The organism is Frankia sp. CgMI4 (assembly GCF_001756285.1).
Taxonomy (GTDB): domain Bacteria; phylum Actinomycetota; class Actinomycetes; order Frankiales; family Frankiaceae; genus Frankia; species Frankia casuarinae.
Genome location: NZ_MAQZ01000053.1, coordinates 92,292 through 106,652, shown reverse-complemented (window position 1 = coordinate 106,652; position 14,361 = coordinate 92,292). Strand labels below are relative to the sequence as shown.

General features: G+C 70.2%; 14 protein-coding genes. 4 read left to right on the top strand and 10 right to left on the bottom strand.

Going from position 1 to position 14,361, the window contains the following annotated elements; genetic code table 11:
* Window position 1 precedes the first annotated feature (1 nt).
* Window positions 2–1,033, top strand: coding sequence for a tyrosinase family protein (locus tag Manayef4_RS07765; protein WP_070131115.1), 1,032 nt, complete (start codon window positions 2–4; stop codon window positions 1,031–1,033).
* Between the two features lie 134 nt (window positions 1,034–1,167).
* Here the strand turns inward: Manayef4_RS07765 and Manayef4_RS07760 are convergent, their stop codons facing one another.
* The 7 genes from Manayef4_RS07760 to Manayef4_RS07730 all read right to left on the bottom strand — a co-directional run bounded on the left by Manayef4_RS07760 (window position 1,168) and on the right by Manayef4_RS07730 (window position 7,823).
* Window positions 1,168–2,001 carry a putative protein N(5)-glutamine methyltransferase gene (locus Manayef4_RS07760; RefSeq protein ID WP_070131137.1) on the bottom strand — a complete coding sequence of 278 codons (834 nt, stop codon included), beginning with the start codon at window positions 1,999–2,001 and terminating at the stop codon, window positions 1,168–1,170.
* 381 nt (window positions 2,002–2,382) lie between these two features.
* Window positions 2,383–3,816 carry a HAMP domain-containing sensor histidine kinase gene (locus Manayef4_RS07755; protein ID WP_235186937.1) on the bottom strand — a complete coding sequence of 478 codons (1,434 nt, stop codon included), beginning with the start codon at window positions 3,814–3,816 and terminating at the stop codon, window positions 2,383–2,385.
* Between the two features lie 65 nt (window positions 3,817–3,881).
* Window positions 3,882–4,610: a response regulator transcription factor gene (locus Manayef4_RS07750; RefSeq protein WP_070131114.1), complete on the bottom strand. Its 729-nt coding sequence runs from the start codon at window positions 4,608–4,610 to the stop codon at window positions 3,882–3,884.
* Window positions 4,607–5,419, bottom strand: a complete 813-nt coding sequence (locus tag Manayef4_RS07745; protein WP_254665517.1) for an FAD:protein FMN transferase — start codon at window positions 5,417–5,419, stop codon at window positions 4,607–4,609. The genes Manayef4_RS07750 and Manayef4_RS07745 overlap by 4 nt, the downstream gene beginning before the upstream one ends.
* Before the next feature lie 61 nt (window positions 5,420–5,480).
* Window positions 5,481–6,062 carry an FMN-binding protein gene (locus tag Manayef4_RS25815; protein WP_023840141.1) on the bottom strand — a complete coding sequence of 194 codons (582 nt, stop codon included), beginning with the start codon at window positions 6,060–6,062 and terminating at the stop codon, window positions 5,481–5,483.
* Window positions 6,059–7,405, bottom strand: coding sequence for a ferredoxin reductase family protein (locus Manayef4_RS07735; RefSeq protein WP_011434700.1), 1,347 nt, complete (start codon window positions 7,403–7,405; stop codon window positions 6,059–6,061). The genes Manayef4_RS25815 and Manayef4_RS07735 overlap by 4 nt, the downstream gene beginning before the upstream one ends.
* 139 nt (window positions 7,406–7,544) lie before the next feature.
* Window positions 7,545–7,823 carry a hypothetical protein gene (locus Manayef4_RS07730; RefSeq protein ID WP_011434699.1) on the bottom strand — a complete coding sequence of 93 codons (279 nt, stop codon included), beginning with the start codon at window positions 7,821–7,823 and terminating at the stop codon, window positions 7,545–7,547.
* A gap of 579 nt (window positions 7,824–8,402) precedes the next feature.
* On the opposite strand from Manayef4_RS07730, the gene Manayef4_RS07725 reads away from it, so the two are divergent.
* The 3 genes from Manayef4_RS07725 to Manayef4_RS24820 all read left to right on the top strand — a co-directional run bounded on the left by Manayef4_RS07725 (window position 8,403) and on the right by Manayef4_RS24820 (window position 10,652).
* Window positions 8,403–9,263, top strand: a complete 861-nt coding sequence (locus tag Manayef4_RS07725) for a helix-turn-helix transcriptional regulator (protein ID WP_023840143.1) — start codon at window positions 8,403–8,405, stop codon at window positions 9,261–9,263.
* A complete protein-coding gene (locus Manayef4_RS07720; RefSeq protein WP_070131113.1) occupies window positions 9,260–9,502 on the top strand; it encodes a DUF397 domain-containing protein in 243 nt (80 codons plus the stop codon). Before Manayef4_RS07725 ends, Manayef4_RS07720 begins: the two co-directional genes overlap by 4 nt.
* Before the next feature lie 991 nt (window positions 9,503–10,493).
* Window positions 10,494–10,652 carry a hypothetical protein gene (locus Manayef4_RS24820; RefSeq protein ID WP_175443342.1) on the top strand — a complete coding sequence of 53 codons (159 nt, stop codon included), beginning with the start codon at window positions 10,494–10,496 and terminating at the stop codon, window positions 10,650–10,652.
* Window positions 10,653–10,924: 272 nt separating this feature from the next.
* On the opposite strand, the gene Manayef4_RS07715 is transcribed toward Manayef4_RS24820, so the two are convergent.
* Genes Manayef4_RS07715 through Manayef4_RS07705 form a run of 3 tightly spaced genes read right to left on the bottom strand, consistent with a single transcriptional unit; the run spans window position 10,925 to window position 14,359 of the window.
* On the bottom strand, window positions 10,925–12,019 hold the full coding sequence (locus Manayef4_RS07715) for a DMT family transporter (protein WP_011434695.1): 1,095 nt from the start codon (window positions 12,017–12,019) through the stop codon (window positions 10,925–10,927).
* A 52-nt stretch (window positions 12,020–12,071) separates the two neighbouring features.
* Entirely contained in the window at window positions 12,072–13,379 is a 1,308-nt protein-coding gene (locus Manayef4_RS07710) for a glycosyl hydrolase (protein ID WP_070131112.1), read from the bottom strand.
* A gap of 2 nt (window positions 13,380–13,381) precedes the next feature.
* Window positions 13,382–14,359 carry an NAD-dependent epimerase/dehydratase family protein gene (locus Manayef4_RS07705; RefSeq protein WP_035731106.1) on the bottom strand — a complete coding sequence of 326 codons (978 nt, stop codon included), beginning with the start codon at window positions 14,357–14,359 and terminating at the stop codon, window positions 13,382–13,384.
* Window positions 14,360–14,361 lie beyond the last annotated feature (2 nt).

The following is a 14,361-nucleotide window of genomic DNA, read 5'->3' as shown; positions in this document are numbered from 1 at the left end:
CATGGCGGTCGTCCGGCGCGACATCCTTCTCGACGACGACGCGAGAAAGGCCTATATCCGCGGAATCAAGCTCCTCAAACACGAACCTACGACGCTGCGCACGAATCAGTTCGGCATCCCCGGTCCGAGCCGACCGGTACGGACCTACGACCTGTTCGTCATCTGGCATGTCATCGCGATGAACACCCCCGTCCCCCCGGGAGGGTCACCGAGCAACCGCAACGCCGCGCACGCCGGCCCCGTCTTCCTGCCCTGGCACCGGGTCATGCTTGGCTGGCTGGAAGTGCACCTCCAGCGCGTTCTCGGCGACCCGAACTTCGGGCTGCCCTACTGGGACTGGGCGCGCGACGGGACACCCTCCGCCCCCGCCACGGCGCCGAACCCCGCTGCTTCGGCACTGTGGCGGAACACCCCGGACGGTTTCGGGGGCCAGGGCACCCCGATCCCCGGCGGTGCGTTCTTCTTCGACCCCGCCGACCCGACCAGCTTCCGGGTAYGGATCTCCACCAGCAGCAGCGGCGCGCTCCAGCAGGTCGCYGAACGCGGCGTGCGGCGTAGATTCGGCAGCGCCACGTTCGGATCGTCGATCYTGCCGAGCAACGCCGATATCACCGCAGCCTTCGACACCGTCGCCGATCCGACACTCGCGAGCTACGACGAGGCTCCCTTCAACGTGAGTTCGCGGGGGTTCCGCAACCGTCTCGAAGGCTTCATCGGCACCGGACTGCACAACCAGGTCCACCGCTGGGTTGGCGGGGGCAGGGACATGTCGCTGGCGTCGTCCCCCAACGACCCGGTCTTCTTCGTGCACCACTGCAACGTCGACCGTGTCTGGGAGGGTTGGATGCGGCGTCACGGCCGCGTGTACCAGCCGGACATGACCGCCCCGGCAAGCCTCCTCGGCCATCGGATCGACGACCCGCTGGTCTCCCCGTTCGCCCCGTCGAGCACGTCGAGCACGCCGAGCACCCCGGCGACCCCCCGCAGCGTGCTCGACATGACCGACACCTACACCTACGACGTCCTGCCCTGAAACATCTCCTGTTGGCTGACGAGCAGGTCCCGGGGATTCACCGAGGACGGCTTCGGTCCATCCGCATCCATTGCATCCGGCCGCATCCGGCTGCCCGCGGCCTTTCCGCGGGCAGCCGCGGATAAGGGCTGGGCCTACCCGACTGGCGGCAGCTGTCCAGCTGCCGCGCCCACCGCGGACACGGGAGCCGCGGCCGGCCTGGTGGCGATGACGACGGTGGCGTTCAGGTCGGCGGAACTGGCGACCGTGGGGATCAGACCGGCCTGGGCGCTGGCTTCGACGATCGATGCCGCCTGCCGCTCGCCGGTCTCGACCAGCAGGTGACCGCCCGGGGCCAGCCACCGCGGCGCCTCGGCGGCCACCCGCCGCAGAACATCGAGCCCGTCCGCCCCGCCGTCGAGCGCCACCCGCGGCTCGTGCTCGCGAGCCTCCGGCGGCATCAGCTCGATCGCGTCGGTGGGTACATAGGGGGCGTTCGCGGCCAGCAGGTCCACGTGGCCCCGTAGGACGGCTGGCAGCGGCTCGTAAAGATCACCATCGTAGACCTGGCCACCGGCGGAGGCGAGGTTGCGGCGGGCGCACCGCACCGCGGCCGGTTCGATGTCGGCGGCGTGTACTTCGATCCCGGGCAGGGCTGCCACCAGCGCGACCCCCATCGCCCCCGAGCCACAGCACAGATCGACGACAGTGACCGGCCGGGACCGGCCGGCAACCCGTTCGACCGCCTGATCGACAAGGAACTCCGTGCGGCGGCGGGGCACGAAGACCCCGGGGTCCACGGCTATCCGCAGGCCGTGGAACTCCGCCCAGCCGAGCACGTGTTCCAGGGGCAGACCGGCGACGCGCCGCCGCACCATCGCGGCGAGTTCGCCCGGGGTCCGGGCCGCATTGACGAGCAGCCGTGCCTCGTCCTCGGYGAAGACGCAGCCGGCGGCCCGCAGCCGCGTGACGACGACGGACCGCGGCAGGGACGAAAACGGTGAGGAAGACGGACGAGAAGAGGAGGGAAAGGACGGACGAGAAGGGGAGAGAAAGGAAGGAGAAGGGCCGGATGTCGACACGGGAAGCCTTTCGGGATGCCGAAGGGCACCCTCCCGATCGCCTACCTCGAGCGAACCGCGCGACCGCGGGAGGAGAGCACCCACCCTGACACAGYGGAAATGGGTCTCACCCCCTCAAGACGATCACCTGTGGTGACGGCCATCTTACCCGAGCTATCTGATCCGGATCGCCGCGGGCCCAGGGCGCCGGCCAGCACGACCGAGGTGATGAACCAGAACTCCGCCCCCTTCGCCGCCTAGCGCGCGCCCGCCACGTCTCCGGGCCCGTTTCCGGCGAAGGTGAACAGGTCAGTCGGGCTGCGACGGACCGGGCAGGACGAGACGGAACGTCGCCCCGCCGCCCGGGGTCGGCCGGTACTCGACCCGCCCGCCGTGCGCGGTGGCGACGGCGTCGACGATGGACAGGCCCAGACCGGTCCCGCCGGCGTCCCGGGACCGCCCGGCATCGGCCCGGAAGAAGCGTTCGAAGAGGTGGGCCACGGCATCCTCGGGGACGCCCGGGCCGTGGTCGACCACCGAGACCACGATCCCGTCGGTGGGACCATCGCCCGTCGGCCCCGGGGAGCCGGCTTCGAGGGGGCCCACGGAGACGGAGATCCCGGCGTCGGGCGGGGTGTGGACGACGGCGTTGCGGACGAGGTTGCCGACGGCCTGCCGCAGCCGGCCCTCATCGCCGAGCACCTCGAGGATCGGCGGCACGTCGACCTCGATCGTCCGTCCCGGGCTCACCACACGGGCGTCGGTGACGATGTCACGGACCATCGCCGCGACGTCGACCGGCTGGCGCTCCAGCACCGGTCGCTGGTCCAGCCGGGCGAGCAGCAGCAGGTCATCCACCAGCTCGCTCATGCGCGCGGACTCCTCCTCGATGCGGCGCATGACCATCGCCAGGTCCTCGGGCCGCTCCGCGGCGCCGCGGTGGAACATCTCGGCGTACCCGCGGATCGATGTCAACGGGGTCCGCAGCTCGTGGCTCGCGTCCCCGACGAAGCGGCGCAGACGCCCTTCGGAGACCTCACGCGCCCGGAACGCCGCCTCGATCCGGGTGAGCATCGCGTTGAAGGCGAGCCCGAGCCGACCCACCTCGGTCCGGCGGTCCGCGTCGGCGACCCGCCTGGTCAGGTCGCCGTGGGCGATCAGGTCCGCGGTCTGCTCGATCCGGGTCAGGGGACGCAGCCCAAGCCGGATGATGACGTATGCCATCACGGCCAGCGCGGCCGTGACCACCGAGGTCGCCACGACCTCGATCCTGGTGACCCGGTCAAGGGTGGCGTTCACCTCCGCGAAGGGCACGGCGACGATCAGCACATACCCGTTGTCGAAGCGCTCCGCGAGCATCCTGAACCGGCCGCCATGGTCCTCGGCGCCCACCGTGCACAGCGGGACGGTCGCGAGGTCCGGATGCAGCCGGGCGGTGGCGAGCAGGCGTGCCGACACCGCCGGACGCTGCGTCGGCGCCGCCGGGCCACCCGGACCACCCGGGCCACCCGGGCCGGGGCTGGCCTCGGCGAGCCGGCGGCCGGCGCCGTCGTACAACGCGCCGTAGGTGCCCACCAGGAACGTGGTGCCGAAACCTGGGTAGTGGTCATCCCCGTCYCCGTCCCCGCCGGCCCGCAGGAGCAACTGCTCCATCAGCGGATGGGCGTCCCGGACCTGCTGGTCCAGCCGGCCACGCAGGTAGGCCCCCAGAGCCCCTCGCGTGCCGACGGCGCCGAGAGCCATCCCGACGGCCAGCAGGCCCACCAGGGCCAGCAGCAGCCGGGCCCGCAGGGACAGGACCGGCCGGCTCAACGCGGCAGGCGCAGCACGTAGCCGACGCCGCGCACCGTGTGGATCAGCGGGGGTGGCACGTCGTCGATCTTGCGCCGCAGATAGCTGACGTAGGTCTCCAGGACCCGCGCGTCACCGCCGAAGTCATGTCCCCAGACGTGGTCGAGGAGTTGGGCCCGGGTGAGCACCTTGCGGGCGTTCGCGAGCAGGTAGTGCAGCAGGCGATACTCGGTRGCGGTGAGGTCGACGTGCCGCCCGGCGCGCCGCACCTCGCGGGTCTCCGGGTCGAGCTCGAGATCGGCGAAACGCAGCGGCGTGGGCGCGCCGTCGGCGGCCCCGGCCCGGCGCAGGATCGCCCGGACCCGGGCGATCAGCTCGCTGACCGCGAACGGTTTCGTCACGTAGTCGTCCCCGCCGAGGGTCAGTCCGTGCACCTTGTCCTCGGTGGCGTCCCGGGCCGTCAGGAACAGGGTGGGCACGCCCTGCCCCGATCGCCGCAGCCGCTCGCAGACCGCGAACCCGTCGATGTCGGGGAGCATGACGTCCAGCACGAGCAGGTCCGGCGGGGACAGGGCGGCCTGTGTCAACGCCGCCTGCCCGGAGTGCGCGGCGCGYACGTCGAAGCCCTCGTAGCGCAGTGCCATGGTCACGAGGTCRGTGATCGCCTCCTCGTCGTCGACGACGAGGACCCTGATCGGACGGTCCACCCACCCAGTCTCGTCCTGCTCGCCGGKAAGACCGGTCATCGGGATCCGGCGGACGCGGAACGGGACCCGTCCGATGCGGGGGGTGATGCGGGGGGTGCGGACGCGGCGGCGGCCACCTGGCCGGGGAATCCCCCCGAATGGTCCARCCGACCGACGGCGTCGACGATCAGCCAGGCCCATCCCTCCCGAGCAAGATCGACAAGCAGGGTCCACGCGTCCCGGCCGGCGGCGAGGGCGGCCGTGGCGTAGGCGTCCGCCAGGGTGAGGTCCGGTCCAACGAGGGTGACCGCGACGAGCTCGGTCGCCGGGATGCCGGTGCGCGGGTCGATCACGTGCGCGCCCCGCTCCAACACCCCCGAGGTGGCGACGGCCAGCTCGGTGCCCTCGACCACCGCGACGAGTCGGCTCCGGTCGAAGGGATCCGACACCCCCACCCGCCAGGGTCGCCCCGGCGCCGAGGCGACTCCCCTGGCCCGCAGGTCCCCCGCCGCATTGACGCAGTGGTCCGCGGCTCCGGCGTCAGTCAGCACCCGGGAGGCCGCCTCGGCCGCCCAGCCCTTGACCAGACCGGTGGGGTCCAGCGTGCCGTCGCCCCGCCACGCCGGGTCGAACCTGCCGCCGGTCCGCTCCCGGCAGGCGCGGGCCACCCGGTAGACCTCGCGGACGTGGTCGGGACAGGCACCGAGGTCGACCTCGCCGCGCCGGATTCGAGAGACCCAGGACCCGGGCAGGAACGTGCTGAAATCCTCGTCCGCCCGGTGCAGGACCRCAGCCGCCGCCTCGATCGCCGCCGCCAGATCCGCTGGGGCGAGCGGGGTGCGGACGTCGATGCTGACGACGGTGCCCATCACCGGTTCGGCGCGGACCCGTCCGGGCCGAACCGGCAGCGGCCCGCCCGACACCGGCAGGCTAGGCACCGGCCTTGTCCAGGGCGGACTGGACGGACCACGCGTACCCGTTGCTGGTGTACGAGGCGCCGGAGACGGTGTCGATCCGGGCGTTCTGGGCGTCGAGCACCTCCTGGCGCAGGATCGGCACGGCCCGTTCGTTGATCTCGATGTCCCGCCGCTCCCGGTCCGGCATCTGCAGGACAACCACATCGGTGATCTTCTTCCCGACCAGGACAAGCTGGACCTGCACCGGCCCGTAGCGGGTATCGATGGCGTCCCCGGTCACCGTCCGGGTGGTAACCGTTCCGGCGGAGCCCGAACCTGTGGACCCCGCGGTGGCGGAGAAGGACGGGGCCGGTGTGCCCGCCGACGCGGAGGGCTGAGCGGGCTGAGCGGAGGGCTGAGGGGTCGCCCCGGCGGAGGGCTGAGGGGTCGCCCCGGCGGCGGTCGGCGACGCGGCGAGTGCCACCAGCCGCTCCCCGTGTCCGGTCGCGGCCTTCGCACCGACCACGAGGATGGCGGCTCCCATCAGCGCCACGAAACCGAGCCTTCCCCGGTAGGGTTTTTCGGCGTTGTCGTTGTTGTCGTTGTTGTCGTTCAACGGAGATCGAACTCCTCGGTGTGAATCTGGTCACGGGAAACGCCGAGACCGCGAAGCGCCCGGACGACCGTGGTGGTCATCCCACGAGGGCCACAGACGAAGACGTCGCGGTCGGCGGCGTCCGGGATGGCGGCATCGAGGAAGCGGGCCTCCAGCGGGTCGTATCCGAGCTCACGCCGGGAACCGATCACCCGGTGGACGATCATTCGACTGCTCTCGGCGAGCGCCTCAAACTCCCGTCCCAGCGCGAGATCGCTCGGCCGGCTCACCCGGTGCACAACCACGACGTCGTCGCCACGACCGGCAAGATCCTCTGCCAGCGCCCGAACCGGTCCGATTCCGCTGCCCCCGCCGACGAGCAGCGCCCGGCCCCGGTGGGCCCGCGCGGCGGTGAAATGTCCGAAGGGACCTTCCGCCACGACCGGTGTGCCCGGTCGCAGCAGGGCGACCGCCCGGGAGTGGTCGCCGGCGGCCTTGACCGTGATACGCAGCTGATGCGCTGTCGGCGGAGCCGACAGCGAGTAGGGGTGCGCGGTCACGAGATGCCCGCGGGCGGCGAACCGCCACAGCAGGAACTGCCCCGGACGCGCACCGAGCCGGTGCAGGTCGTGACCGCGGATCCACACCGAGACGACGCCGGGTGCCTCCTCCACCACCCGATCGACCGTCATCCGGTGCCGGGCCACGGCCGCGATCGGCAGGATCAGGCGCCAGACGACGAGACAGGCGGCGACGGAGACGTACATCGCGGTCCACAGCAGCCGGTTAACCGGGTGACCGACGAAGTCCCCACCGGTCTCCGTCTGGTGGAAGAAGACCAGGAACACGGCGAGGTAGGTGGTGAGATGCAGCGCGTACCAGACTTCGTACGAGATGCGCGGYCGGGCCGCCCGGGCACTCGCGACCCCGACGGCCACGAACAGCAGGGTGCCGACGGTGGCCTTCCACATCTCCGGGTATGTCATGATCACCGTGACGAGCTCGGCGAGCGGCTGATGATGCCCGGCCAAGCCGTAACCCCACACCGTCAGCAGGATGTGGACGACGATGAGCAGGATGACGTTCGTGCCCAGGCCGCGGTGCCACGCGGCCAGCCGGTCGAGACCGACGGCGCGTTCGAAGGCCGGTATCCGTGCCATGAGCAGCAGTTGCACGAGCACCAGATAGGCCGCCAGCAGGCCGCAGACCCGACCGACCGCGGTCATGGCGGGCCCGGCGCCGTGGACGCTGGACGCGGAGGTGTCGAACCACCACAGGGCCACCACGGCGATCCCCCAGGCCACCAGGGCGAGACGCACCACGAGGTGGGGAGACCATCGGGCCGGGTGCCGCGTCGAACTCATGGGACGGACGATGTCCGGAGAGGCTGTGGACTACCTGAGAGAAGCCTCGGAACTTGCCGGGACTTCCCCGGAGCCGTCACGGGCCGGGGGCCACGCCAACCCGCAGGCGGGAGTCACCAGCAGCCACGAGTGGACCGGCTCAGGACGCCCGGGCGTGCTTACGAGCGTTAGCGGCATGCCGCAGGTCGCCACTCCCGCAGTATCCGTACTCGACCCGTCGCCGCCACACGGTCAGCCGGCAGCGGTCCGCCTCGATCGTCCAGGTACGGCGTTCGACCCGATCCTCGATCTGCACGGGCCGCGAGGTCACCGGCTCGTTCGCGCGCAGATGAGCCCAGTTGTGCGCCGCCTCCCATTCCGGGAAGGTGGCCACCAGTTCGCCATCGCCGTCATAAACCTGGAATTGGCGAGTCGTCATTGTCGCGCCTTTCGGTGATTGTCCGATAATGATGATCGTGTATCTGCCCGCCGGAGCCGCCGCGGAAGAAATCCCCTCCGCGCACAGCCGCGCGACGCACAGCCGCACGACGGAGAGCCGCACGACGGAGAGCCGCACGACGGGGACAGCGCGGCGGACAACGGCGAGATGGCCGGCTCCGGGCGAGGATCGTCATCCACTCAGCCGGAACCGGCGGTTGACGGTTGACGCCTGAGGGGTGACGCCTGACAGCCGCCGGCGTCGACACATGCGGGACCGGCGACGCGGCCGCCGGGCATGGAGGCACCACAGGTGCGGGGCGCCGTGTCTCGGCGCGGTCTCCCTACCGACATCCCGGACCCTGCGCGATGACCATCGACGTCTCCCCGCAACCAGCTCTGCCCCACACTCTCACCTTGAGGTGCATCATCGCTACTCAAGGTAAGCATGACCCCTGCACGCCTCTTCTGCAAGAGCTTCTGTAAGAGTTTCGCTACCCAGCGATGCGCGCCCTGGGTGAGGAGTGGCGAACAAGTGGCAGGATGCATCCATCACCCCGAAGAGCCCGAAGGACGAGCGATGGCCACGAGCGGCGGTCCGACCGTGCGGCGAAGGCGCCTGGGCGCCGAGTTACGACGACTTCGCGAGGGGGCGGGCATCTCCGTCGACGAGGTCTGCCAACTGCTGCGCTGTTCGGTTTCCAAGGTCAGTCGGATGGAGAACGGCCGCGTGCCGGTCCGCACCCGGGACGTGTCCGACCTGCTGGCTCTCTACGGCGTGACCGACGACGAACGCCGGGACGCGTTGCTGGCCCTGGCCCGCGAGTCCCGGCGCCACGGCTGGTGGCACACCTACCACGACGTGGTCCCCGCCTGGTTCGAGATCTATATCGGCCTGGAGGGCGACGCCGCCTCGATCTCGGTCTACGAATCGCAGCTCGTCCATGGGCTGCTGCAGACCAGCGACTACGCCCGGCCCGTCATCCGGGCCGACGATCCGGAGGTGAGCGAGGACGAGGTCGAACGCAAGATCGCGCTCAGGCTGGACCGGCAGCGCCGGCTCACCGCCGCCGATCATCCTCGCCTCTGGGTGATTCTGGACGAGGCGGTCCTACGCCGGACAATCGGCGGCAGAGCCGTCATGCGAAGCCAACTTGAGTTCCTCGCCAAACAGTCCGAGCTGCCGAACGTGACAATTCAGGTACTTCCCTTCTCCGTGGGCGCGCATGCCAGCCTGGGAAGCACATTCTCGATACTCGGATTCCCCGAGTCGGGAGACAACGAAGTGGTCTATATAGAGGAAGCGGCCGGAAGTCTCTATATTGAGCGCCCCTCCGAAGTCAGGCGCTATAGAGTGAAGCTGGATCATCTTCTGGCGGCAGCCCTGCGGCCGGAAGAGTCCATCCAGATGATACTCTCGGTCGCAGAGGAAATGAAATGATCAGATATATGAAGCCGATCACCGACAATGCMATCGAGGCGGCTTGGCGCAAGAGCAGCTACAGCAACGGCGCGGGCGGTATGTGTGTGGAGGTCGCGGCGCTCGGCGGGGGCGTCGCCGTCCGTGACTCGAAGAACCCGACCGGGCCGGTGCTCGCCTTCTCGGCGRCCGAGTGGGACGCGTTCCTGGCCGGCGCGCGGGACGGCGAGTTCGACCGGAGCCGGATCATCCCGGGCTGAACCACCACCCAGCCCTGATCCGGGGGAATGGGGTGAGATGTCCTGTTCCCACCGAAAAATCCCATCGGAAAAAACGAGATCGCCGCTGGTCGGCCTCGGCCCGGTTCCGGTCGCTCCGGCACGTCGCGACCGGAACCGGGCCGTCCGCTTTCGGCTCTCCCCCACGGTTCGATGCGCATCGCTCCGGTGACCGTAACCCCGCCGATCACGCCGGTAACCGGGTGATCCTCGGTCAACCCCTACCCGGGCCGGGATGCCCGGGCCAGAATGCACCGCCCTGGTGTTTCAGGCCCTGGTGTTTCAGAGCGGGACCGGCGCCGGGCCGGACCCGCCATGCGGAGACGATTCGATCAACGGCATCGTTCCATCGGCCTGGGGGCCGAGATACCTGTTCAGGAAGTCTCGCCACGAGCCGGTTGGCTCTTGCGCAATGCCTCCCGGTCGCGCACTCTTGTAGATGTTCGGTCGAGCTTCGTTGCCTGGACGTTCGTCTTGTCGCGGTTGTTACATGATTGTAACGTGATGTGGATACGGCAGCGCGTCACTCGCCGCGAGGCGATCGGGTGACAAGGCTCCTGCGGTCTCCCGTCACAGCCCGGCAGGTCGGCGTCTGGCCACCTTGCACCCGACCGGAACAGGCCACGCGGGCGTCAAGCGCCCGCCCAACGCGGAGGAGGGCAGTCGTTGTGACCATATGTGATAATACGGCTACCCGCGTGCGGCGCCATAACGCACCTGCCCGGATCCTCGGTCAGCCGGGGCGGGCGGAGCGCAGAGTCGCCATCCCGTCGCCCTCCTAGCGAGGCGGCGCAGCGCAGCGTCCGCCCGCTCTCCGGGTCCATCTGCTCATCTCCGATCTCGGATCGACCTCGTGTCGAAAGGATCGRCCGAGGCATCGTCGCCTCGTTCCCCGCCTTCCGGTCCGGTGTGCCGTCCGAGGTCACCCGCGAGTTRCAATGCCCTGTTTCCCTGCCACTGGGAGGTGATTGCCGTGGCCACCGCCACGACCAACCTGCTCAACACTCCGATCGAAGATCAGCGCGTCGAGCGTGTCCGCCGCGCGGCGMTGTCGGCCTACGTGGACGGAAAGATCTCCTTCGCGCAGGCGAACCTGCGGGTGCGCAAGGCCCTTCAGCGATTCGGGGTCTGACGAGCCARCCGGGTCGTCGAGATGCGGCTGGCGGCGCCTCGACGACCCGGCCGGAGAGGAAACCCTGATCGCCCGGTCCGCGCCTGCTCTGCTCCGGGCCGGGCAGCAAACCTGGGCGGCGGGGATACGCGGGAAACGTGCGAGCGGGAAACGTGCGAGCGGGAAACGTGCGAGGCGGGCAAGCGGGAGACGGCCGGGCGCCCGGGCGATCGGGGGGTGAACCCGAGCGGCCGGCCACGACGACTATCTCACCGAAAGCACACGGCGCATCACTATAAGTTCTTCGACATGCCGCTGCGGTGAGCAACCGTGCCGGTACGAGCGTTAGAAGCCGCTTCGTCCCGGGCCCTTGCCGGCTGCCCCGGCTCCGCCTCCGATGGCTCGACCACCTCCGGCCGGCCGTCCAGGGGCGCGACGCCGTCCCCCAACCCGCGGTCGTCGGGGGTGGGTCGCAGCACGCTCTCAAGTTCGTCCACGGACCGGTCTGCCGCCATCCGATCACGGCCGAGAGCGGCGATTCCGGCCGCGACCAGGACCATCGCGACGATGAACGCCGCGCGGCGGACGCCGTCGGGCGCCGGCTCGCTGAACAGCGTCAGGCCCAGAGTCACCGGCAGGAAGGCGGAGACCCCGCTGGTCACCGGGAAGGCGATGACGGCGGCGCGCCCTTGCAGGCCACGCTGCTGAAGACCGAGCGCCAGCACGGAGAACAGCACGAGGACGTAGGGCGTCGGAGTGGTGAGCAGGTCCACCAGCGTGGACTGCCCCTCACGTCGTTCGTTCACCGCCAGGCCGATCTGGCGGGTCGCCAGCGTGGCGATGGCGTAGCTGACCCCGGCCGCGGCCCCGAATCCGAACGCGGCACCCGCGACCATCTCCCGCACCGCGGCCAGGTTGGCGAGGGACGCGCAGAGCAGCGCGAAGACCAGACCGAGGACCAGGAAGGCCAGCAGGACATCGGTGCTGGCCGAGCTGCCGACCTCCGCTCGGCGCGTGAAGGCGAAGGCGAGCAGGCCGATACCGCCGACCATCGCGACCACGCCCAGCCAGCCGGTCAGGCTGATGTTCTCGCCGAGCACCCGCTGCGCCAGCAGGGTGAAGACGATCATGTCGAGGGCCATCACCGGGGCGACCATCGCCACCGGGGCCACGGACAGCGCATACACCTCCAGCAGGAACGAGCCCGCCTCCACGGCGAGGCCGATCAGCCACAGGGGGCGCAGCACCAGTCGGGCCAGCAGCGCAAGCCCCAGCCCCGAGCTCTCCTCCTCCCGGCGGGCAGCGCGGGCCTGGACGAGCGGCGCGATCCCGTAGAGAGCCGCCGAGACGACCGCGGTCGGCAGACCGATCACCAGGGCTCTGCTCATGTCCCGTCCAACATCGTGGCCCTCGGGATCCGTCCCGAACCGTGGGTTCGCCTCACCAGTCCGCGCCGAAACCGATCTGCGCCAGAGCCGCCCCGAATGCCCGCTCCCACGCGTGCGGGCCGATCGCCACCCGGTCCGACGGTGGCTTGACCCGGTCAAGGCACGCGAGCGCGGATCTGGTCAACGACACCGGGTCGGTGTTCGTCACCTCGGCATGACCTCGCTCGAGCTCCTTCTGAAGGTTATCCCGGCCATGCCCCGGCACCACGTCGAWGAGCAGCAGGTCCCGGCCGATCACCCGAGCCTCGCTGCAGGTGTCCCCGGACGACGTGACGACCAGGTCGCTCGCCGCCATCAGCGCCGGGACGCGATCGGTGAAGCCGAACGGGATGACCTTGTGCTGCTGTTCCGACARAGACGCCAACCGCGCGGCCAACCGCTGGTTGCGGCCGGCCACCGCAAGCACGTAGATGCCCGCCGCGGCCATGGCCGCGGCACCCTCTACCAACGGTCCCAGCCCCCAGGAGCCGGACATCAGCAGCACGCAGGGAGCGTCCGCGGGGATGCCGAGCGCGGCCCGCGCCTCCTCCTGGGTGGGCGGGTCGTAGAAGGGTTCCCGGACCGGGGTCGGGACCACCGAGATCAGCGCGTTCGGCGAGAACCGCCGCACGTACCGGGCGGCGGTCTGCGAGGTGACCAGGTAGAGGTCGGTGTTGTCGTGTACCCACAGCCGGTGCACGCAGCAGTCGGTGGAGAACACCGCCGTCACCAGGCCGGGGAACTCGGCCTTGACCCGGCTGGCCGCCGCGGCTCCGGTAGCGAAGATCGAGATCACGAGATCGGTCGGCTGGGCGGCCAGTTCCTCGCGCAATGCCGGGACGACGAACCGGCTCGAGGTCCTCTCGATGGCCTGGGCGAGCCGGCCACCGGTTCTCATCTGTGAGAAGTGCACGGCATCATACAGGCCCGGAACGGCGATCATGCCACGGAAGACCTTCTCCCCCCGGGAGCCGTTGCGCCCACCGAGCATGCGCAGGCTGTCGGCGGTCCGGGTGGTGAACCCGCGCCGGGTGAGCGACGCGCCGCACGCCTGTGCCATCACGTCGTGGCCCATCCCGAGCGAGCCCGACAGCAGCAGCGCGCCGCCGCGTCGCGTCGGCGTCCCGGCGGGCCGGACATCGACGCCGTGCGTGCGCGGATCGGCGGGGAGGGCGCCGGCGACCGGTCCCCCCGCTGYGGCCGGCCCTGGCAGGACAGGTTCCGTGACCCCCGGTTCGCCGGCGGCTGGCGGGCCGCCGACCCCCGCCTCAACATCATCTTCGGATGGTCCATTCACCGTGCTACCGCCGATCTGCGCCATGGTCACTCCGAGGAGGCCGCGGAGATATCGAGGTCGCCGACAGGCGGGAGCGCCTGAGCCGGAGGCCGTCGATTTGCCAGATACCACTCGATGTACTGCCGGACACCCTCCGAGAAGGGTGTGGTCGGTCGCCATCCGAGCACCTCCGCGGCCCGCTGCGCGGAGATCTCCCGACCGCGGAAGTCCCCGGGGCGCGCAGGCATGTGTTCGATGGCGGTGCCGGGGAAGTACTCCTGGACGGCCCGTGCCATCTCCAGCACACTGACCGATTCGCTGCCCTCGAGGGCGAGCGTAGTGTTGGCCGCGTCGGGGGTCAGAGCCAGCACGTGCGCCTCGGCCAGGTCCCGGACGAAAACGTAGTTGCGGAACTGCAGACCGTCGCCGGCCACCGTCAGCGACTCGCCGTTCAGAGCCTTGCGGACAAAGCGGGCCAGCACCAGCTCGTCACGCATTCCGGGGCCGTAGGGGATGCCGTAACGCAGGATCGTGAACGGCAGCCCGTAGGTCTGCTGATAGCTGTGCAGCAGCAGTTCGGCGGCCAGTTTCGTCGAGGTGTAGACATGCCCGGCGCGGCCCAGCGTGATCTCGGCGTCCTCCGTCAGCGGCGCCGAACCGGCCCGGTCACCGACCGCCCCGTACACCCAGACGGTGCTGGCGAACAGCACCCGGCGAACCCCGACCTGCCGCGCCGCCTCGCAGATGTTCCCGGTGCCCTCGACGTTGAGCCGCACGGTGCGCACCGGGTCGGCGAACGCGAAGTCCACATTGGACATCCCCGCGATGTGGAAGACGGCCTCGACGCCCCTCAGCGCGGCGGTGACCGCCGGCAGATCAAGCACGTCGAGGTGCTGGTAACTAGCCCGGGGGTCGACCGGCCGGTGTTCGACGTCCAGTGAGAGAACGTCGTGACCGGCGTCAAGCAGACGGTCGACCACATGGCTGCCGATGAAACCCGACCCTCCGGTTACCGCGATCTTCATCG

Excerpts from the sequence above, each read along its gene's own strand:
- Manayef4_RS07730 (WP_011434699.1), bottom strand. The coding sequence starts at position 7,823 with ATGACGACTCGCCAATTCCAGGTTTATGACGGCGATGGCGAACTGGTG.
- Manayef4_RS07725 (WP_023840143.1), top strand. The coding sequence starts at position 8,403 with ATGGCCACGAGCGGCGGTCCGACCGTGCGGCGAAGGCGCCTGGGCGCC.
- Manayef4_RS07715 (WP_011434695.1), bottom strand. The coding sequence starts at position 12,019 with ATGAGCAGAGCCCTGGTGATCGGTCTGCCGACCGCGGTCGTCTCGGCG.
- Manayef4_RS07705 (WP_035731106.1), bottom strand. The coding sequence starts at position 14,359 with ATGAAGATCGCGGTAACCGGAGGGTCGGGTTTCATCGGCAGCCATGTG.